Here is a 19,742-nt window from a genome sequence, read left to right on the forward strand (position 1 = left end):
CCGTTACCGTACACCAGCGACGCGCAGTTTCAAGCGTCCGGGGTCGCGACCTGCGGCAACCTCGAAAAAATCCCTGTACCATGGCCGGTCAGCTTCCCTGCACCTCCGACACGAGCCAAGTCCTTGAATGTCTGACCTTTCCAACCACACCCCGATGATGCAGCAATACTGGCGCCTGAAGAACCAGCACCCGGACCAGCTGATGTTCTACCGCATGGGCGATTTTTACGAAATCTTCTACGAAGACGCGAAAAAAGCCGCCAGATTGCTGGACATCACCCTGACCGCCCGTGGCAGTTCGGCCGGGCAGTCGATTCCGATGTGCGGCATTCCGTACCATGCGGCCGAGGGGTATCTGGCCAAGCTGGTCAAGCTGGGCGAGTCGGTGGTGATCTGCGAGCAGATCGGCGATCCGGCCACCAGCAAGGGCCCGGTGGAACGCCAGGTGGTGCGCATCATCACCCCCGGCACGGTCAGCGATGAAGCGCTGCTGGACGAGCGTCGCGACAACCTGATCGCCGCGGTACTGGGCGACGAGCGGTTGTTCGGTCTGGCGGTCCTGGACATCACCAGCGGCAACTTCACGGTCCTGGAAATCAATGGCTGGGAAACCCTGCTGGCGGAACTTGAGCGGATCAACCCGGTAGAGTTCCTGATCCCTGACGACTGGCCCCAAGGCCTGCCGGCGGAGAAGCGCCGTGGCGCCCGGCGTCGCGCGCCCTGGGACTTCGAACGCGACAGCGCGCTCAAAAGCCTGTGCCAGCAGTTCTCGACCCAGGACCTCAAAGGTTTTGGCTGCGAGAACCTGACCCTGGCCATCGGCGCCGCGGGCTGCCTGCTCGGCTACGCCAAGGAAACCCAGCGTACCGCCCTGCCCCATTTGCGCAGCCTGCGCCACGAACGGCTGGACGATACGGTGATTCTGGACGGCGCCAGCCGGCGCAATCTGGAGCTGGATACCAACCTGGCAGGTGGCCGGGACAATACCCTGCAATCGGTCATCGACCGCTGCCAGACCGCCATGGCCAGTCGCTTGCTGACCCGCTGGCTGAACCGGCCGTTGCGCGATCTGACTGTCCTGCGTGCCCGTCAGACATCCATTGGCTGCCTGCTCGAAGGCTACCGCTTCGAACAGCTGCAACCTCAGCTCAAGGAAATCGGCGATATCGAGCGCATCCTGGCCCGTATCGGCCTGCGCAACGCTCGCCCGCGCGACCTCGCGCGCCTGCGCGATGCCCTGAGCGCGCTGCCGCAACTGCAGATTGCCATGGCGGATCTGGAAGCGCCGCACCTGGCGCACCTGGCGGCAATCGCCAGCACCTACCCGGAGCTGGCCGAGCTGCTGCAAACCGCCATCATCGACAACCCGCCCGCCGTGATCCGCGATGGCGGCGTGCTCAAGACCGGCTACGACAGCGAACTCGACGAGTTGCTGTCCCTCAGCGAGAACGCCGGACAGTTCCTGATCGACCTGGAAACCCGTGAAAAGGCCCGCACCGGCCTGGCCAACCTGAAAGTCGGTTACAACCGTGTGCACGGCTACTTCATCGAGCTGCCGAGCAAGCAAGCCGAACAGGCACCCGCTGACTATATCCGGCGCCAGACCCTGAAGGGTGCCGAGCGCTTCATTACCCCCGAGCTCAAAGAGTTCGAGGACAAGGCGCTGTCGGCGAAAAGCCGCGCACTGGCCCGCGAGAAAATGCTCTACGAAGCGCTGCTGGAGGGTTTGATCGGTCATCTGGCACCCTTGCAGGACACCGCCGCCGCGCTGGCGGAGCTGGACGTGCTGAGCAACCTGGCCGAACGCGCGTTGACCCTCGACCTCAACTGCCCCGGCTTCGTCGAAGAGCCTTGCATGCGCATCACTCAAGGTCGTCACCCGGTGGTGGAGCAAGTCCTGACGACGCCTTTCGTGGCCAACGACCTGGCGCTGGATGACAACACCCGCATGTTGGTGATCACCGGACCGAACATGGGGGGTAAATCCACCTATATGCGGCAAACCGCACTGATCGTGCTGCTGGCGCATATCGGCAGCTACGTACCGGCCGCGCGCTGCGAATTGTCGCTGGTGGACCGAATCTTCACCCGGATCGGCTCCAGCGATGACCTGGCCGGGGGCCGCTCGACCTTCATGGTGGAAATGAGCGAGACCGCCAATATCCTGCACAATGCTACCGAGCGCAGCCTGGTGCTGATGGATGAAGTCGGTCGCGGCACCAGTACTTTCGACGGCCTGTCGCTTGCCTGGGCCGCTGCGGAACGCCTGGCACAACTGCGTGCCTATACGTTGTTCGCGACGCATTATTTCGAGCTGACGGTATTGCCGGACAGTGAACCGCTGGTTGCCAACGTGCACCTCAGTGCCACCGAGCATAATGAGCGGATCGTGTTTCTGCACCACGTATTACCCGGCCCGGCCAGCCAGAGTTATGGCCTGGCCGTGGCCCAGTTGGCAGGTGTGCCGACGCCGGTGATCAAACGCGCGCGGGAGCATTTGAGCCGCCTGGAGACCTCCAGCCTGCCCAGGGACATCGAGGCGACGAAGCCCGGCAAGGTCAAAGTGCCGCACCAGCGTGATTTGTTCGCGAGCCTGCCGCACCCCGTGCTGGACCAGCTCGCCAAGCTGGACATCGATGGCCTGACGCCGCGTCAGGCCTTGGAAATGCTCTATACATTGAAGACACGGGTCTAACGCCATCGGTAACAAGCTGTTAGAATCCCGCGCGGTTTGGGAATGCCGTGACCTATTAGCCTGGGGCATGGCGGCCAATCCCAAGCCAAGCGGCCCTTTCAGCAGGGCTTCGCTGCCGCCGCCTGAGGAGAGAAAGAGAAATGACCTTCGTCGTCACCGACAACTGCATCAAGTGCAAGTACACCGACTGCGTAGAAGTGTGTCCGGTGGACTGCTTTTACGAAGGCCCGAACTTCCTGGTGATCCACCCGGATGAGTGCATCGACTGCGCGCTGTGTGAACCAGAGTGCCCGGCACAGGCGATCTTTTCGGAAGACGAGGTGCCTGAGGATATGCAGGAGTTTATCCAGTTGAATGTGGAGCTGGCGGAAGTCTGGCCGAACATCACCGAGAAGAAAGAGGCCATGGCCGACGCTGAAGAATTTGATGGCGTGAAGGGCAAGATCAAGGATCTGGAACGTTAAAAGTCCGACCAAGGTTTCGATCGAAAGGCCCCTCGTGGGCCTTTTTTTATTCGGGCCCATACCGACTTCCCAATAGCGACGTTGACCACCTGACCTGCAGGCTGCACGAATCTGCCTGGGATCTGGCTATCGACGGTCCGCGCCCTCGGCACGCCGAATGGAGCAGCGCGGGAGTGAGCGGACCTGGAACTGCTTTTCTTCAGGCAAAAAAAAGGGGCGGTATGACCCGCCCACATTTCCATCCTTGCTCCCTGTATTCCTTGTCATCATCCTGATGAAATCGCTTCTTGCGACGTCCTGGCCAACATCCTTGAAAGCCTGTGTTCTACTCCCTGAACACGCCTTGATAGTAACGCCTCCAAAACTGACCGCAACTCGACAAATAATACAAACGAAGTCAACTGACCATTCAATCAGGATTTATAAACCTTGTGTATCAATAGGTTATAAAGGCTGAAACTATTCAGCTAAATAACCACTGCGGTTTTTCGCCATTCGCCCACGCAACTTGTCAGTGATCACTGACAACACGCCACAGCGAACCCCCCTTCGAACACCGGAAACAAAAACGCCCCGAACCAGTCGGGGCGTTTGGGTGCCAGGCCAGAGTTACTGAAACAGCGACTCACTGGACAAGCCGTTTTTCTCAAGGATTTCACGAAGCCGCTTCAGGCCTTCTACCTGTATCTGCCGTACGCGCTCACGCGTCAAACCAATCTCCAGACCCACGTCTTCCAACGTGCTGCTTTCATGACCACGCAAGCCAAAGCGACGCACCACCACCTCACGCTGCTTGTCGGTAAGCTCCGAAAGCCACTGGTCGATGCTCTGGGACAGATCATCATCCTGCAGCAGCTCGCAAGGGTCGGTAGGGCGGTCATCAGTCAACGTGTCGAGCAGGGTCTTGTCGGAATCCGGCCCCAACGAAACGTCCACCGAAGAAACGCGCTCGTTCAAGCCCAACATCCGCTTGACCTCGCCCACGGGTTTTTCCAGCAGACTGGCAATTTCTTCAGGCGATGGCTCGTGGTCAAGTTTCTGAGTCAGCTCGCGAGCCGCACGCAGATAGACGTTGAGCTCCTTGACCACATGAATGGGCAGCCGGATGGTCCGGGTCTGGTTCATGATGGCACGTTCGATGGTCTGCCGAATCCACCAGGTCGCGTAGGTCGAGAAGCGAAAGCCGCGCTCGGGGTCGAATTTCTCGACGGCACGTATCAGGCCCAGGTTTCCCTCTTCGATCAAGTCGAGCAGCGACAGGCCACGGTTGACGTATCGCCGGGCAATCTTGACCACCAGTCGCAGGTTGCTTTCGATCATGCGCTTGCGGCCCGCCGGGTCGCCGCTTTGCGACAGCCGCGCGAAGTGCACTTCTTCTTCGGGCGAGAGCAGGGGGGAGAAACCGATTTCGTTGAGATATAGCTGGGTCGCATCAAGCGCCCGGGTATAGTCGATGTATTTGTGTTGCTTGAGTGCCGTTGAGCTTTTCGCCTTGGCCCGAACTGCCGGTTGAACAGGTTCTTCTTCCGACTCTGCATCCAGGACGATCGAGGCTTCCATCAGGAGCATCTCGTCGTCGATGTCAAACTCCGGCGCTTCTTTGTTGAGAGCCATTGTTATAGTCCTTTGCTGAGTTCGACCTCAAGCTCTAGCGGCGCCACTTTCCTTGGCAACGCTGGAGCCTGTCCCCACTACGTGAAAGAACAGGCTGGCATACATATCAACGACGCGGCAAAAATTGCAGCGGATCCACAGGTTTGCCCTGACGGCGGATTTCAAAGTGCAGCTTCACACGGTCAGTACCCGTAGAACCCATCTCGGCAATGGCTTGCCCGACTTTGACCTGCTGCCCCTCCCGAACCAAAAGCCTGCGGTTGTGACCGTAGGCACTGACGTAGGTGTCGCCGTGCTTGATGATGATCAATTCGCCGTAGCCCCGTAACCCACTCCCGGCGTATACAACTGATCCATCAGCGGCGGCAAAAACAGGCTGTCCCAAATCACCTGCGATATCAATTCCTTTATTCAAACTACCGTTTGAAGCAAATTTGCTGATCAGAACGCCGTTGGCGGGCCACGCCCAGTTGCCCGACAGGCGTTCTCCGGCTGGCACTGGGTTGGTCGCCGGTGCGACAGCGGAGGACGGAACCGGGGTGGTCCCCGCGACGGGCGCCACGACGGCAGGACCGCCAGCAACTGGCCGACGAATGACCGTTGTCTTGAAGGATGAAGACGGGCTGGAAGCGGAGGTGACCGATGATGCCGAGGGCGGAGTCGGGACCGGGACCGGTGCAACCACGACACGGGAGGAGGAGCCCGAGCCGCCATCGAATCGAATGACCCTGCCGGGGTAGATCACATAGGGTGGCGGAATGCGGTTGCGCTCGGCCAGCGCCTTGAAGTCCCAGCCGTAGCGAAAGGCGATCGAATAAAGCGTGTCGCTGCGACGCACCACGTATTGGCCCGTGGTCACCATAGGACGCTGCGGCACCGCCGCCGCAGCCGACGACGAAACGCCGGACGAATTGCTACGATCAACCACACGTACGCCATTGTTCGAGGGAGCGCTGGAGCACCCCGCCAAGGTGATCGCCAGGGCCAAGCCAGTCGTCAGAAGCTTCAAACTCGATACACCTAAACGCTGCCGATTGACTGTGAGACTCACCCGCCGCTCCCTTGTAAAAATATAAATTGTGTGTCGCAATTATAACGGTTCGCTATCAAGAGGGCCTGATTCGGTAAAACAAATAAATACTTTATTTTCCGTTCAGGCCCTCTGACATGTCCGCTTCGGCAGAATTCAGTACGTCAGGCCAGGGGCCCATTGAGCAGTGGCACGAAGCGCACGGCGCCGAGGACATGTCGAGTGAACCCATGCTCTTCCCGCACGATCAGCATCAGCTGTTGAACCTCGCCCGAGCCCACGGGAATCACCAGACGTCCGCCGGGCGCCAACTGGTCCAGCAAGGCCTGGGGCACGTCCGCCGCCACGGCGGTGACAATGATGCCGTTGTATGGGGCCAACGCCGGCCAGCCCTCCCAGCCATCACCCCAGCGAAACACCACGTTGCGCAGGTTGAGTTCGATCAGCCGCTCCTTTGCCCGGTCCTGAAGCACCTTGATGCGCTCCACCGAGAACACCCGCTCGACCAGTTGCGACAGCACGGCGGTCTGATAACCCGAGCCCGTACCGATCTCCATGACCTTGTCCAGGGGGCCCGCCGCCAGCAGCAGCTCGCTCATGCGGGCGACCATGTAGGGCTGGGAAATGGTCTGGTTGTGACCGATAGGCAGCGCCGTATCTTCATAGGCCCGGTGTGCCAGGGCCTCATCCACGAACAGGTGGCGGGGCGTACGCCGGATGACATCCAGCACATGGTTATTGGTGACACCCTCCTCATAGAGGCGCTGGATCAGCCGCTCGCGGGTCCGTTGCGAGGTCATGCCGATGCCCCGACGCTGCAAGTCATCCTGCTCGCGCATCAGTGCAGCTCCTCGAGCCAGCCTTCAAGGGCACCAAACGCCTCGTTGAAAGTTCGATCGAGCCGCAAGGGCGTGACGGACACATAACCTTGCATCACAGCATGAAAATCGGTGCCGATGCCGCCGTCCTCGGCATCCCCGGCCGCAGCGATCCAGTAGCCCGGCTTGCCTCGTGGATCGACCACGTAGTTGGGCCGCGCACTACGAGCTCGATGGCCGAGCCGAGTCAGGGCAATCCCGCGAATGTGGTCAAGGGGCAGATTGGGGATGTTGATGTTCAACACCGTGCGCGCAGGCAGATGCCACTGCGCCTGGGCTTCCACCAGCAGACGCGCGAAATGAGCCGCCGTCGGCAAGTTGTCGACCTGACGCGAGGCCAGCGAGAACGCCAGGGAGGTGCCGTTGATGAAGCGCCCCTCCAGGGCTGCCGCCACTGTCCCGGAATACAGCACGTCGTCGCCGAGATTGGCGCCCATGTTGATGCCTGAGACCACCATGTGCGGTTCCTCCGCCAGCAGGCCATTGAGGCCCAGGTGCACGCAGTCCGTCGGCGTGCCATTCAGGCTGATGAAGCCGTTGGGCAACGTAATCGGGTGCAGCGGACGGTCGAGGGTCAGCGAGCTGCTGGAGCCGCTACGGTCGCCGTCGGGGGCCACCACCACGCACTCGGCATAATCCGCCAGCGCAGCATGAAGCGCGGCGAGACCGGGAGCGCTGACCCCGTCGTCGTTGGATATCAGAATACGCATGAGCTGTCCGTCTGCCCTGCCGAGACCAGGTCGATGAGTTCGCGCACCACGACGGTGGCGAAGCATCCGGCCGGAAGGACGAATTCCAGTTGCAGAATGTCAGGCTCCGGATAATGCCACGACAAACCGCTAATGGGCAGTCGCAGGATGCGGCGTTCTTGCGCCATGCCCGCTTTTTTCAACCACGTGGCCAGTTCGGCCTCGCGCAAACCCATCTGTTGCTCGAGCGCGAACGCCTCGCCGCTGGCCGGCGAGTCACCTTCGCCCCATAAGGGACCGGTCGGGTGCAGGTCGAGAATCGCCAGGCGCGGATCGCTGCACTCGGCCTCTCCGGCCGAAAAAAAGCTGCGACTGTCGGTAAAGGCCAGCAGATCGCCCACCTGCGCCCGGCACCACGTGCCGTTCGTGACGCGCGCCGCCAGCACCCGATTGAACAGATAGCTGCGGGCGGTGGACAGCAGCCGCGAACGCACATTGCGCTGCTCGGGCAGCGCCTGGCGCTCGGCCCAGTGGCGCGCGTCGACCAGATTGCCGCCTTGATAACCAAAACGCTGGGTGCCGAAATAGTTCGGAACGCCGCTCACTTTCAGGTGTTCGAGCCGCGCATCGAGGGCAACGTGGTCGGCGACAAGTTGGGTCAGACGCAGGGTGAAGCCATTCGCCGCATGGGCACCGCGTTGCAGCTTGCGCTGATGACGGGTGCGCTTGAGGATGCTCAGGCTTTCGTTTTCAGCAGCGACCAGCTCCGGGTCGGCCTTGCCCGGCAGGTGCAGGCTGAACCATTGCCGGGTCAAGGCCTGGCGGTCTTTCAGGCCTGCATAACTGACCGTGCGCAAGGGCACACCCGCCGCCTTGGCCAGACGGCGCGCGGCCTCTTCGGTATTGAGGTTGCGTTTTTCTACCCACAGCCAGAGATGTTCGCCTTCCCCGGAAAGCGGAATATCCAGCACTTCATCAACCTGGAAATCTTCGGCCGTGGCTTTGAGTACCGCCGTCCCCAAGGCTGCGCCACTGGCGAGAGGGCCTAACAGGTCAAGTTCGTTCATGGGCGCAGCAACAAGGCGACAGCATGCACGGCAATGCCTTCTTCGCGCCCCGTAAAGCCCAGTTTTTCAGTGGTCGTGGCCTTGACGTTGACCTGGTCGATGTCGACATTCAGGTCGGCGGCGATGCTCGCGCGCATGGCCTCGATGTGCGGTGCCATCTTCGGTGCCTGGGCAACGATGGTGGCGTCGACGTTGCCGACTTTCCAGCCCTTGGCCTCGACAATCGACACCACATGGCGCAACAGCACCCGGCTGTCTGCGCCTTTGAATTGCGGGTCGGTGTCGGGAAAATGCTTGCCGATGTCCCCCAGGGCTGCCGCGCCCAGCAAGGCATCGCTCAACGCATGCAACAGCACGTCGCCGTCGGAGTGCGCCAGCAGGCCGAAGCTGTGGGCGATCTTGACGCCGCCCAGCGTGATGAATTCGCCTTGGGTGAAACGGTGCACATCGTAGCCGTGGCCAATACGCATAAAATAAAACGCCCCGATTGAGTCAGGGCGAGATTCTACCTTGTCGCTGCGAACATTTCTCAAGGCGATGAGTTCTGGCGTCAAATCTGCTTGACGCCCTCTCAGCCCTGCAAGGCCGCTGCGTGATGACGCAGATGCTCATCAATGAAGCTGGCGATGAAGTAATAGCTGTGGTCGTACCCTGGCTGCAAGCGCAACTCAAGGTCATGACCGGCCTGCTTGCAGGCTTGCGCCAGCGCTTCGGGCTTCAGCTGAGTGGCCAGGAAGTCGTCACGATCACCCTGATCCACCAGCAACGGCAGCTTCTCGGCGGCCTGGGCAATCAACGCACAGGCGTCCCACTCCTTCCAGCGCGAGCGGTCTTCGCCGAGAAAGCGCGAGAATGCTTTCTGGCCCCACGGGCAATCCATCGGATTGTTGATGGGGGCAAACGCTGACACGGACCGGTACCGACCTGGGTTGCGCAAAGCGCAGACCAAGGCGCCGTGACCCCCCATGGAGTGGCCGCTCACACCGCGCCGGTCCGAGGCCGGAAAATGCGTCTCGATCAGAGCAGGCAGTTCCCGCACCACGTAATCATGCATCCGATAATGGCGTGCCCAAGGCTCCTGGGTCGCATTGAGGTAGAAGCCGGCACCCAGGCCGAAATCCCAGGCGCCATCAGGATCACCCGGGACGTCCTTGCCCCGCGGACTGGTGTCCGGCGCGACGAGGATCAGACCCAACTCGGCCGCCAACCGGTGAGCACCCGCCTTCTGCATGAAGTTTTCGTCGGTGCAGGTCAGCCCCGACAGCCAGTACAGCACCGGCAGCCGGGCGTTGTGCTCTGCCTGGGGTGGCAGGTAGACGGCAAAGGTCATGTCGCAACCCAGCACCTTGGAAGCATGGCGATAACGTTTGTGCCAACCGCCAAAACTCTTCTGGCTGGACAGGTTTTCCAGGCTCATGGCCGCACTCCTTGAGCGATGATCAGAAGTGGATGACCGAGCGGATGCTCTTGCCTTCGTGCATCAGGTCGAATGCCTTGTTGATATCTTCCAAACCCATGGTGTGAGTAATGAAGGTGTCCAGCGGGATTTCACCCTTCTCGGCCATCTCGACGTAGCTCGGCAACTCGGTACGGCCGCGCACGCCGCCGAACGCCGAACCGCGCCAGACGCGACCGGTCACCAGCTGGAACGGACGGGTGGCAATTTCCTGCCCTGCCCCGGCCACGCCAATGATTACCGATTCGCCCCAGCCCTTGTGGCAGCATTCCAGCGCCGCGCGCATCAGTTGTACGTTGCCGATGCACTCGAAGGAAAAGTCCACACCGCCATCCGTCAAGTCGACGATGACTTCCTGGATCGGGCGGTCATATTCCTTGGGGTTGATGCAGTCGGTGGCGCCCAGTTGACGGGCGATTTCGAATTTGGCCGGGTTGATGTCGATGGCAATGATGCGGCTGGCCTTGGCCTTGACTGCGCCGATGATCGCCGACAGGCCGATCCCGCCCAGGCCGAAAATGGCCACAGTGTCACCGGGCTTGACCTTGGCGGTGTTGAGCACGGCGCCGATCCCGGTGGTCACGCCGCAACCCAGCAGGCAGACTTTTTCCAGCGGCGCTTCTTTCTGGATCTTGGCCACGGAGATTTCCGGCAGCACGGTGTACTCGGAGAAGGTCGAGGTACCCATGTAGTGGAAAATCGGCTGGCCTTTGTAGGAGAAACGGCTGGTGCCATCGGGCATCAAGCCTTTGCCTTGGGTCGCGCGGACCGCCTGACAGAGGTTGGTCTTGCCCGACAGGCAGAATTTGCACTGACGGCATTCGGCGGTGTACAGCGGAATCACGTGATCGCCCACGGCCAGCGAGTTCACGCCTTCACCGATGGCTTCGACGATGGCGCCGCCTTCGTGCCCAAGGATGGACGGGAAGATGCCTTCCGGGTCGGCGCCCGAGAGGGTGTAGGCATCAGTGTGGCAAACGCCGGAAGCAACCACGCGCAACAGCACTTCACCGGCCTTGGGCATGGCGACATCGACCTCGACGATTTCCAACGGCTTTTTCGCTTCGAAGGCTACGGCGGCACGGGACTTGATCATGAAGTCGACTCCAGCAAGGATAAATAAGACGAGGAGTGTAATTCATCGCCTACTGATGAATAATCAGGCAGTTAGCAAAATATTATTGCCATACAGGGACAATCGGATGGAAAGCCGCTGGGAAGGCATCGACGAGTTCGTCGCCGTCGCCGAGTCCAACCAATTCACCGCCGCCGCCGAACGCCTGGGGGTTTCGTCGTCTCACATCAGCCGTCAGGTGGCGCGCCTGGAGGAGCGCTTGCAGACTCGCCTGCTCTATCGAAGCACCCGTCGCGTCACCCTGACCGAAGCCGGCCAGACATTTCTGCACCACTGCCAGCGCTTGCAGGACAGCCGCGAAGAAGCCCTGCGCGCCATCAGCGACCTGGGCGGCGAGCCCAAGGGGCTGCTGCGCATGACCTGCGCGGTGGCCTACGGTGAGCGCTTCATCGTGCCGCTGGTGACGCGCTTCATGACGTTGTACCCACAGTTGCGGGTCGACATCGAACTGAGCAACCGTCCGCTCGACCTGTTGCATGAGGGGATGGACCTGGCCATTCGCCTGGGTCGCTTGCAAGAGTCTCGGCTGGTGGCGGCGCGCCTGGCGCCGCGGCGCCTGTATCTGTGTGCATCCCCGGCCTATCTGGAACGCTACGGCCGCCCCCATAGCCTGTCGGAACTGGCGCGCCACAATTGCCTGGTGGGCAGTTCTGACCTATGGCAATTGGTGCAGGACGGCCGTGACGCAACCCACCGAGTCCAGGGCAACTGGCGTTGCAACAGCGGCCAGTCCGTGCTGGAGGCCGCGCTGGCCGGGGTCGGACTGTGTCAGCTGCCGGACTATTACGTGCTCGAACACCTGCACAGCGGCGCGCTGGTGTCTCTGCTTGAAGGGCATCAGCCGCCGGATACGGCGGTGTGGGGGTTGTATCCGCAACAGCGGCATCTATCGCCGAAGGTCAGGAAACTGGTGGATTATCTGCGCGAGGGCCTGGCCGGGCGGGCAGAGTACAAAACCTGAGGGAGACACTGGCCTTGCAGGACCGAGCGCGCACGGAAGGTGGCACCGGGTTCCCGAGCACGCTCGGTCCTGCAGGGTTGCCACCCGCCATCGATGTCCTGCCTGGATCTATAACGACCGCGTCCAGCGCGCGCGCAGCCATTCCAGATCCTCGGGCCGGGTCACTTTGATGTTATCGCTGCGCCCCTCGATCAAGCGAGGCGCGGAACCCGCCCACTCCATGGCCGAGGCTTCGTCGGTGATTGCCACATCGGCCACCAGGCTGTCTGCCAGTGCCCGATGCAGCGGCCCCAAGCGGAACATCTGCGGCGTGAAAGCCTGCCAGATCGCGCTGCGGTCTACCGTCTCGACTACCCGCCCGCTGGCGTCGGCGCGTTTCAGGGTGTCGCGGGACGGCACTGCCAGCAGTCCGCCCACGGGGTCTTCGGCCAGCTCGAGCAACAGATGGTCGAGGTCGTCGCGCGCCAGGTTCGGTCGCGCAGCATCGTGTACCAGCACCCAGTCGTCATCGTCGGCGCCACTGGCGTGCAGATGCAGTAATGCATTGAGCACCGAATCAGCCCGCTGACTGCCACCTGCCACTCGCTGGATTCGGTGGTCGGCGGCGCACGCCAGGCTCGGCCAATAAGGGTCCTCAGGCGCAAGGCTGACCACCAAACCCTTGAGCGCGGGATGGCCGAGAAAGCAATCCAGGCTGTGCTCCAGGATGGTTCGTCCACCCAGGGTAAGGTATTGCTTGGGACGGTCGGCAGCCATACGCGCACCGACGCCTGCCGCTGGGACGACTGCCCAGAAGCCGGTCAAAGAGGGGGTTGTCAATTAGGGGAGATCACTGTGCAAGCTGGTAGAGGGTTTCGCCGTCCTTGACCATACCCAGCTCATGCCGGGCACGTTCTTCGACGGTTTCCATGCCTTTTTTCAATTCGGCCACTTCGGCGTCGAGCACGCGGTTGCGTTCAAGCAACTGTTCGTTCTCGTGATGCTGATCGGCAATCTGTGCCTGGAGTTCGGCCACTTGCTTGAGGCTGCCGTTACCCACCCACAGACGGTACTGCAAGCCGCCGAGCAGCAGGAGCAGAACCAGGAACAACCAATAAGGACTGCGCATCACTCTATCCACTGAAAATAAAGCCACTGTAAAAAGACGACCGCGCCAGCCTGCGGCTTGTGGCATCCCGGTTTCTGGATACCAGGCCCGGCGCACGCATTGTGAGCAAACCGGGCCTGGGCGGGTGATTCAGTCAGCGCAGACGTCTTTTTAACATCTCTGGCTTAACCGCGAAACTCGCTGCGGCCATTGTAGACAGCCTTGGCGCCCAACTGCTCTTCGATACGCAGCAGTTGGTTGTACTTGGACACACGGTCAGAACGGCACAGCGAACCCGTCTTGATCTGACCTGCTGCAGTGCCCACGGCGAGGTCGGCAATGGTCGAGTCTTCTGTTTCACCGGAACGATGGGAAATCACGGCGGTGTAACCCGCGGCCTTGGCCATCTGGATGGCTTCAAGCGTCTCCGTCAGCGTGCCAATCTGGTTGAACTTGATCAGGATCGAGTTGGCGATCGACTTGTCGATGCCTTCCTTGAGGATCTTGGTGTTGGTCACGAACAGGTCGTCGCCCACCAACTGAATCTTCTCACCTATCTTGTCGGTGAGGATTTTCCAGCCGGCCCAGTCGGACTCGTCCAGGCCGTCTTCGATGGAGATGATCGGGTGACGCTCGGTCAGGCCGGCCAGGTAATCGGCGAAGCCGGCCGCGTCGAACTTGTGGCCTTCGCCAGCCAGATCGTAGACGCCGTCCTTGTAGAACTCGCTCGCTGCGCAGTCCAGCGCCAGGGTCACGTCGGTGCCCAGTTTGTAACCGGCGTTACCAACGGCTTCGGCGATGGCCGACAGTGCGTCTTCGTTGGACGCCAGGTTCGGTGCGAAACCGCCCTCGTCACCGACGGCGGTGCTCAGACCACGCCCTTTGAGCACAGCCTTGAGGTGATGAAAGATCTCGGTGCCCATGCGCATCGCATCGGAGAAGGTCTTCGCGCCCACCGGCTGGATCATGAACTCCTGGATGTCGACGTTGTTGTCGGCATGCTCGCCACCGTTGATGATGTTCATCATCGGCACCGGCATCGAGTACACGCCCGGCGTACCGTTGAGGTTGGCGATGTGCGCGTACAGCGGCAGGTCCTGATCCTGGGCAGCGGCCTTGGCGGCCGCCAAGGACACGGCGAGAATCGCGTTGGCGCCCAGGCTGGCCTTGTTCTCGGTGCCGTCGAGGTCGATCATGATGCGGTCCAGCGCTTTCTGGTCCACAGGGTCCTTGCCCAGCAGTGCGGAACGGATCGGGCCGTTGATGTTGCCCACAGCTTTCAGCACGCCCTTGCCCATGTAACGGCTCTTGTCGCCATCGCGCAGTTCCAGTGCTTCGCGCGAGCCGGTCGAGGCGCCGGACGGTGCGCAAGCGCTGCCGATGATGCCGTTGTCCAGAAGTACGTCAGCCTCCACGGTGGGGTTGCCACGGGAGTCGAGAACTTCACGACCTTTGATGTCGACGATTTTTGCCATTGTTGTGAACACTCCAAAGTTGACGAAAACGACGCAGCTGAGGGAAATCCATTAACCGCCGCCGGGCGCAGTACAACAGGGCAGGCCCTTGGGCGATCACGCCCCGGCCCGCAGGCCAGAGCATTCAAACGAGCAGCACTTTACCGGAGTTTGAGCGATCAGGCGGTTTCTACCGTCGGAAAACTCTTGACCAGTTCGTCCAGGGCCTTGAGTTGGGCCAGGAAAGGTTCCAGCTTGTCCAGGCGCAGGGCGCATGGGCCATCGCACTTGGCGTGGTCAGGATCGGGGTGCGCCTCGAGGAACAGCCCGGCCAGACTTTGGCTGATGCCCGCCTTGGCCAGGTCGGTGACCTGGGCGCGGCGGCCACCGGCGGAGTCGGCACGACCACCCGGCATCTGCAGGGAATGGGTCACGTCGAAGAACACCGGATACTCGAACGACTTCATGATGCCGAAGCCGAGCATGTCAACCACCAGATTGTTGTAGCCGAAGCTCGAACCGCGTTCGCACAGGATCAGCTGATCGTTGCCGGCCTCTACGCACTTGGCGAGGATGTGCTTCATCTCGTGGGGCGCCAGGAACTGCGCCTTCTTGATGTTGATCACCGCGTTGGTCTTGGCCATGGCCACCACCAGGTCGGTCTGCCGCGACAGGAAGGCCGGCAGCTGGATGATGTCGCACACTTCGGCCGTCGGCGCGGCCTGGTGCGGCTCGTGCACGTCGGTGATCAGCGGCACGTTGAACGTGCGCTTGATCTCTTCGAAAATACGCAGGCCCTCTTCCAGACCCGGGCCACGGTAGGCGCTGACCGAAGAGCGGTTGGCCTTGTCGAAACTGGCCTTGAATACGTACGGGATGCCGAGTTTCTCGGTGACCCGCACGTACTCTTCGCAGACCTTGAGGGCCATGTCCCGCGACTCCAGCACGTTCATGCCGCCGAACAGAACCATCGGCTTGTCGTTGGCGATCTCGATGTTGCCGACGCGAATCGTCTTCTGAACCATGGGTCAGGCCTTCTTCTGATGCTGGACCAGCGCCGCTTTGACGAAGCCCGTGAACAGCGGGTGACCGTCACGCGGCGTCGAAGTGAACTCCGGGTGGAACTGGCAGGCCACGAACCACGGATGATCCTGGCCCTCGACCACTTCCACCAGGGCGCCGTCGCCGGAGCGGCCGGAGACGATCAGGCCGGCTTCCAGCATTTGTGGCAGCAGGTTGTTGTTCACCTCATAGCGGTGGCGGTGACGCTCGACGATCACTTCCTTGGCATAGCAATCGAAGACCTTGGAACCGGCCTCCAGCTGGCACTCTTGCGCACCCAGACGCATGGTACCGCCCAGGTCCGAGGTTTCAGTACGGGTTTCGACAGCGCCAGTGGCATCCGCCCATTCGGTGATCAGGCCGACCACAGGGTGGCCGCTGCTGCGGTCGAATTCAGTGGAGTTGGCATCGGTCCAGCCCATGACGTTACGGGCGAACTCGATCACCGCCACTTGCATGCCCAGGCAGATGCCCAGGTACGGGACCTTGTTCTCACGGGCGAACTGCACCGCGGTGATCTTGCCTTCCACACCCCGCAGACCGAAGCCGCCCGGCACCAGAACGGCGTCCACGCCCTCCAGCAGGCCAGTACCCTGATTTTCGATGTCTTCGGAATCGATGTAGCGCAGGTTGACCTTGGTGCGGTTGCTGATGCCGGCGTGGCTCATGGCTTCGATCAACGACTTGTAGGCGTCGAGCAGCTCCATGTACTTGCCGACCATGGCGATGGTCACTTCGTGCTCGGGGTTGAGCTTGGCATCGACGACCTTTTCCCATTCGGACAGGTCGGCGCTGCCGCATTGCAGGCCAAAACGCTCGACGACGAAATCGTCCAGACCCTGGGAGTGCAGAATGCCCGGGATCTTGTAGATGGTGTCGGCGTCTTCCAGGGCGATCACCGCACGTTCTTCAACGTTGGTGAACTGGGCGATCTTGCGGCGCGAGGAGACATCGATCGGGTGGTCGGAGCGGCACACCAGCACGTCGGGTTGCAGGCCGATGGAGCGCAGTTCCTTGACCGAGTGCTGGGTGGGCTTGGTCTTGGTCTCGCCGGCGGTGGCGATGTAAGGCACCAGCGTCAGGTGCATCAGCATGGCGCGCTTGGAGCCCACTTCGAACCGCAGCTGGCGGATCGCCTCAAGGAACGGCTGGGACTCGATGTCGCCCACCGTGCCGCCGATCTCGACCATGGCCACGTCGGCGTCACCGGCTCCCTTGATGATGCGGCGCTTGATTTCGTCGGTGATGTGCGGGATGACCTGGATGGTCGCGCCCAGGTAATCACCACGGCGCTCCTTGCGCAGCACGTGCTCGTAGACACGGCCCGTGGTGAAGTTGTTGTTCTGGGTCATGGTCGTGCGGATGAACCGCTCGTAATGACCCAAATCCAGGTCGGTCTCGGCGCCGTCGTGTGTGACGAACACTTCGCCGTGCTGGAAAGGGCTCATGGTCCCCGGATCGACGTTGATGTACGGATCCAGTTTGAGCATGGTGACCTTAAGCCCCCGCGCCTCCAGGATGGCCGCCAATGAAGCCGAGGCAATGCCTTTCCCCAATGAAGAAACAACACCGCCCGTGACGAAGATGTAGCGCGTCATGAAAAACCCTAGAAGTCTGCGTTATAGCGGCTGGTGCCGCCTGGGAAAGCGAAGGAAGGCCGAAGCCCCCGATGGCCTGACCTTTTCGTGAAAAAAGTGCCTGGCAATCAGCAACCACTGCGATTCAGGAGAATCCACAGAAGTTGTATCAAGAAGGGAGCGTAGTCTACCGGAAACACCGTTTCATCTCAAACGTTGCGCGTTCGTCGGTGGCAACCAGTCCAGGCGGGCCTCGCTGGCACTCAAGCCGGGGAAGTTGGCCACCGCCTGCAACTGCCCGTCGACGAACAGCAACGGCAGGCGCCCACGAGCAAAGGCCGGCAGCCCGGTTTCGTTGAGCAGGCGCTTGAGATCGCGCCGGCCACGGCCCGGTAGTGCGAGGGTTTCGCCGCCTTGGCGGTAACCGATCTGCAACCGGCCGGCGGGCCGTGCGCCAGCGAGCCTGACCTCGCCATTGCCCGGCAAGACCTGTGAGCCCGAGCCTTCGATCCAGGGCTGAACGGCCGAAGTCGGCGCTTGCCACAGCGGCGCCAGCCACCACAGGCGCCCTGCCCCGCGATGGATCTGGCCATCCCCTAGCGCCCAGATCGGGCGGGCGCTGGCCCCGGCCTCGCGAAAATCCTCCCAGCCTTGCCAATGCACGCTGTCGGGCAGCCGCGTCAGCGGGGCCAGCCAATGCTGCAAGGCATTGCGCTGACGGGCCGTGGACAGCGCCGCCAAGGGGCCCAGCAGAAGTGAAGGCAGCCCCAGCCAGTCGAAGGTGCCTGGGGCCGTGGCCGCGCGCAGATCTTCCATCGCCAGTTCGTCCAGCAGATTCAAGGCTTCGCGCAAGTGCCCGGCGCTGCGCGCAATAGTCGCAGTTGCCTGCGGCCAACGCTGCTCCAGCACTGGGACGACCTGCTGGCGCAGGTAGTTACGCGAGTAACGCAGGTCTTGATTGGACGGGTCTTCGATAGCCCGTAACCCGTATTCCCGAGCGTAGGCCTCAAGTTGAGCCCGCGACTCACCCAGCAACGGCCGCACCAGCCAGCCTTGCCCCAATGCGCGCTGACTGGGCATACCCGCGAGACCACGCACCCCGGCGCCGCGCAGCAGGCGAAACAGCAAGGTTTCGGCCTGGTCGTTGCCGTGCTGGGCGGTCAGCAAGACGTCGTCGACGCCCAGCACTTGCTCGAATGCAGCGTAGCGGGCCAGACGAGCGGCCTGTTCGAGACTGGCACCGGGCTGAACCTGGACATGAATGAGCGTGAGGGGCACGCCCAGTGCATCGCAGACGGTCTGACAATGGGCGGGCCAAGCGTCGGCCGCAGCTTGCAAGCCGTGGTGGATGTGAACGGCGTGGAGTGCGGGCAGCGTTTGCTGACGGGAAAGCTCGACGAGCTTGTGCAGCAGCACGGTGGAGTCCAGGCCGCCGGAAAAGGCAATGTGCCAGCGGGGGGCGTTGAGGTGGGAGGTCAACAATTCGTGCAAAGCGAGTCCCCCTGTGAAACCGTGCAACGGCTATCGCGGGCAAGCCCTGCTCCCACAGCGTGGGCCCGAGACTGGGTTCAATCTGTGGGAGCGGGGCTTGCCCGCGATAGGCGCACCACCGGCGGCTGGATTACAACCCGTAACTCATCAGGCGATCATAACGGCGCTTGAGCAGGGTCTCGGTGTCAAAGCCCTTGAGCATTTCCAGCTGCGAGGTCAATTCCGCGCGGATAGAGGCCGAAGCGGTGACCGGGTCACGGTGGGCGCCGCCCAGAGGCTCGCCAATCACCTTGTCGACAATGCCCAGGCCTTTCAGGCGCTCGGCAGTGATACCCATGGCCTCGGCCGCGTCCGGCGCCTTCTCGGCGGTTTTCCACAGGATCGAGGCACAGCCTTCCGGCGAGATCACCGCGTAGGTGGAGTACTGCAGCATGTTCAGCTGATCGCAGACACCGATGGCCAACGCACCGCCGGAACCGCCCTCACCGATCACCGTGGCGATGATCGGGGTTTTCAGGCGAGCCATGACCCGCAGGTTCCAGGCGATGGCTTCGCTCTGATTGCGCTCTTCGGCGTCGATGCCAGGGTAGGCACCCGGGGTGTCGATGAAGGTCAGGATCGGCATCTTGAAACGCTCGGCCATTTCCATCAGGCGGCAGGCCTTGCGGTAGCCTTCAGGACGCGGCATGCCGAAGTTGCGGCGGACTTTCTCGCGCACTTCACGGCCTTTCTGATGGCCAATGACCATGACCGGCTGCTCGTTCAGTCGGGCAATGCCGCCGACAATGGCCGCGTCATCGGAGAAATGCCGATCGCCATGCAGTTCATCGAACTCGGTGAAGATGTGCTGGATGTAATCCAGGGTGTACGGGCGACGCGGGTGACGCGCCAGCCGAGCGATCTGCCAGCTGGTCAGATTGCCGAAAATGCTCTCGGTCAGCGTGCTGCTTTTGTCTTGCAGGCGGGAGATCTCGTCGCCGATGTTCAGCGAGTTGTCGTTGCCCACCAGCCGCAGCTCTTCGATCTTGGCTTGCAGGTCAGCGATCGGCTGTTCGAAATCCAGAAAATTCGGGTTCATAGTC

18 protein-coding genes are annotated in these 19,742 nt (G+C 61.7%); 3 read left to right on the top strand and 15 right to left on the bottom strand.

What is annotated here, in order from left to right; all coding sequences use genetic code 11:
• Positions 1-127: 127 nt before the first annotated feature.
• Positions 128-2,695, top strand: coding sequence for a DNA mismatch repair protein MutS (gene mutS / locus HB675_RS06495; protein WP_213876842.1), 2,568 nt, complete (start codon positions 128-130; stop codon positions 2,693-2,695).
• A gap of 140 nt (positions 2,696-2,835) precedes the next feature.
• Positions 2,836-3,159, top strand: coding sequence for a ferredoxin FdxA (gene fdxA, locus HB675_RS06500; protein ID WP_213876843.1), 324 nt, complete (start codon positions 2,836-2,838; stop codon positions 3,157-3,159).
• A gap of 609 nt (positions 3,160-3,768) precedes the next feature.
• On the opposite strand, the gene rpoS is transcribed toward fdxA, so the two are convergent.
• From rpoS to HB675_RS06540, 8 genes are all read right to left on the bottom strand, one after another.
• On the bottom strand, positions 3,769-4,773 hold the full coding sequence (gene rpoS / locus HB675_RS06505; protein ID WP_213876844.1) for an RNA polymerase sigma factor RpoS: 1,005 nt from the start codon (positions 4,771-4,773) through the stop codon (positions 3,769-3,771).
• 106 nt (positions 4,774-4,879) lie between these two features.
• Positions 4,880-5,824: a peptidoglycan DD-metalloendopeptidase family protein gene (locus tag HB675_RS06510; protein WP_213876846.1), complete on the bottom strand. Its 945-nt coding sequence runs from the start codon at positions 5,822-5,824 to the stop codon at positions 4,880-4,882.
• A gap of 143 nt (positions 5,825-5,967) precedes the next feature.
• Complete coding sequence (locus HB675_RS06515; protein WP_213877288.1) at positions 5,968-6,603, bottom strand: protein-L-isoaspartate(D-aspartate) O-methyltransferase; 636 nt, start codon at positions 6,601-6,603, stop codon at positions 5,968-5,970.
• Positions 6,604-6,641: 38 nt separating this feature from the next.
• Positions 6,642-7,391 (bottom strand): 5'/3'-nucleotidase SurE, encoded by a 750-nt coding sequence (gene surE / locus HB675_RS06520; protein WP_213876848.1) that lies wholly within the window; start codon positions 7,389-7,391, stop codon positions 6,642-6,644.
• Complete coding sequence (truD, locus tag HB675_RS06525) at positions 7,379-8,437, bottom strand: tRNA pseudouridine(13) synthase TruD (RefSeq protein WP_213876850.1); 1,059 nt, start codon at positions 8,435-8,437, stop codon at positions 7,379-7,381. Before truD ends, surE begins: the two co-directional genes overlap by 13 nt.
• Positions 8,434-8,907, bottom strand: a complete 474-nt coding sequence (ispF, locus tag HB675_RS06530; RefSeq protein ID WP_213876852.1) for a 2-C-methyl-D-erythritol 2,4-cyclodiphosphate synthase — start codon at positions 8,905-8,907, stop codon at positions 8,434-8,436. Before ispF ends, truD begins: the two co-directional genes overlap by 4 nt.
• Before the next feature lie 101 nt (positions 8,908-9,008).
• Positions 9,009-9,854 (bottom strand): S-formylglutathione hydrolase, encoded by an 846-nt coding sequence (fghA, locus tag HB675_RS06535; protein WP_213876854.1) that lies wholly within the window; start codon positions 9,852-9,854, stop codon positions 9,009-9,011.
• 22 nt (positions 9,855-9,876) lie between these two features.
• A complete protein-coding gene (locus HB675_RS06540) occupies positions 9,877-10,989 on the bottom strand; it encodes an S-(hydroxymethyl)glutathione dehydrogenase/class III alcohol dehydrogenase (RefSeq protein ID WP_213876856.1) in 1,113 nt (370 codons plus the stop codon).
• A 106-nt stretch (positions 10,990-11,095) separates the two neighbouring features.
• On the opposite strand from HB675_RS06540, the gene HB675_RS06545 reads away from it, so the two are divergent.
• Positions 11,096-11,989: a LysR family transcriptional regulator gene (locus HB675_RS06545; protein ID WP_213876858.1), complete on the top strand. Its 894-nt coding sequence runs from the start codon at positions 11,096-11,098 to the stop codon at positions 11,987-11,989.
• A 108-nt stretch (positions 11,990-12,097) separates the two neighbouring features.
• On the opposite strand, the gene ispD is transcribed toward HB675_RS06545, so the two are convergent.
• From ispD to HB675_RS06580, 7 genes are all read right to left on the bottom strand, one after another.
• Positions 12,098-12,793, bottom strand: a complete 696-nt coding sequence (gene ispD, locus HB675_RS06550) for a 2-C-methyl-D-erythritol 4-phosphate cytidylyltransferase (RefSeq protein ID WP_256737490.1) — start codon at positions 12,791-12,793, stop codon at positions 12,098-12,100.
• Positions 12,794-12,818: 25 nt separating this feature from the next.
• Positions 12,819-13,097, bottom strand: a complete 279-nt coding sequence (gene ftsB, locus HB675_RS06555) for a cell division protein FtsB (protein ID WP_213876862.1) — start codon at positions 13,095-13,097, stop codon at positions 12,819-12,821.
• 164 nt (positions 13,098-13,261) lie between these two features.
• Complete coding sequence (gene eno / locus HB675_RS06560) at positions 13,262-14,551, bottom strand: phosphopyruvate hydratase (RefSeq protein ID WP_213876864.1); 1,290 nt, start codon at positions 14,549-14,551, stop codon at positions 13,262-13,264.
• 158 nt (positions 14,552-14,709) lie between these two features.
• Positions 14,710-15,555: a 3-deoxy-8-phosphooctulonate synthase gene (kdsA, locus tag HB675_RS06565; RefSeq protein ID WP_213876866.1), complete on the bottom strand. Its 846-nt coding sequence runs from the start codon at positions 15,553-15,555 to the stop codon at positions 14,710-14,712.
• A 3-nt stretch (positions 15,556-15,558) separates the two neighbouring features.
• Complete coding sequence (locus tag HB675_RS06570; RefSeq protein WP_213876868.1) at positions 15,559-17,190, bottom strand: CTP synthase; 1,632 nt, start codon at positions 17,188-17,190, stop codon at positions 15,559-15,561.
• 183 nt (positions 17,191-17,373) lie between these two features.
• The gene (tilS, locus tag HB675_RS06575) at positions 17,374-18,660 is read right to left on the bottom strand and encodes a tRNA lysidine(34) synthetase TilS (protein WP_213876870.1); all 1,287 of its coding nucleotides are present in this window, start codon (positions 18,658-18,660) and stop codon (positions 17,374-17,376) included.
• 130 nt (positions 18,661-18,790) lie between these two features.
• Positions 18,791-19,738, bottom strand: a complete 948-nt coding sequence (locus HB675_RS06580) for an acetyl-CoA carboxylase carboxyltransferase subunit alpha (RefSeq protein WP_213876872.1) — start codon at positions 19,736-19,738, stop codon at positions 18,791-18,793.
• Positions 19,739-19,742: the final 4 nt, after the last annotated feature.

The organism is Pseudomonas sp. dw_358, from assembly GCF_018449655.1.
In the GTDB taxonomy this organism is placed as follows: domain Bacteria; phylum Pseudomonadota; class Gammaproteobacteria; order Pseudomonadales; family Pseudomonadaceae; genus Aquipseudomonas.

Bases quoted from the DNA above. Each gene is read 5' to 3' on its own strand.
- eno (WP_213876864.1), bottom strand. From the start codon at position 14,551: ATGGCAAAAATCGTCGACATCAAAGGTCGTGAAGTTCTCGACTCCCGT.
- HB675_RS06580 (WP_213876872.1), bottom strand. From the start codon at position 19,738: ATGAACCCGAATTTTCTGGATTTCGAACAGCCGATCGCTGACCTGCAA.
- HB675_RS06515 (WP_213877288.1), bottom strand. From the start codon at position 6,603: ATGACCTCGCAACGGACCCGCGAGCGGCTGATCCAGCGCCTCTATGAG.
- fghA (WP_213876854.1), bottom strand. From the start codon at position 9,854: ATGAGCCTGGAAAACCTGTCCAGCCAGAAGAGTTTTGGCGGTTGGCAC.
- HB675_RS06545 (WP_213876858.1), top strand. From the start codon at position 11,096: ATGGAAAGCCGCTGGGAAGGCATCGACGAGTTCGTCGCCGTCGCCGAG.
- ispF (WP_213876852.1), bottom strand. From the start codon at position 8,907: ATGCGTATTGGCCACGGCTACGATGTGCACCGTTTCACCCAAGGCGAA.
- rpoS (WP_213876844.1), bottom strand. From the start codon at position 4,773: ATGGCTCTCAACAAAGAAGCGCCGGAGTTTGACATCGACGACGAGATG.
- surE (WP_213876848.1), bottom strand. From the start codon at position 7,391: ATGCGTATTCTGATATCCAACGACGACGGGGTCAGCGCTCCCGGTCTC.
- kdsA (WP_213876866.1), bottom strand. From the start codon at position 15,555: ATGGTTCAGAAGACGATTCGCGTCGGCAACATCGAGATCGCCAACGAC.
- HB675_RS06570 (WP_213876868.1), bottom strand. From the start codon at position 17,190: ATGACGCGCTACATCTTCGTCACGGGCGGTGTTGTTTCTTCATTGGGG.
- mutS (WP_213876842.1), top strand. From the start codon at position 128: ATGTCTGACCTTTCCAACCACACCCCGATGATGCAGCAATACTGGCGC.
- fdxA (WP_213876843.1), top strand. From the start codon at position 2,836: ATGACCTTCGTCGTCACCGACAACTGCATCAAGTGCAAGTACACCGAC.
- HB675_RS06540 (WP_213876856.1), bottom strand. From the start codon at position 10,989: ATGATCAAGTCCCGTGCCGCCGTAGCCTTCGAAGCGAAAAAGCCGTTG.
- truD (WP_213876850.1), bottom strand. From the start codon at position 8,437: ATGAACGAACTTGACCTGTTAGGCCCTCTCGCCAGTGGCGCAGCCTTG.
- ftsB (WP_213876862.1), bottom strand. From the start codon at position 13,097: ATGCGCAGTCCTTATTGGTTGTTCCTGGTTCTGCTCCTGCTGCTCGGC.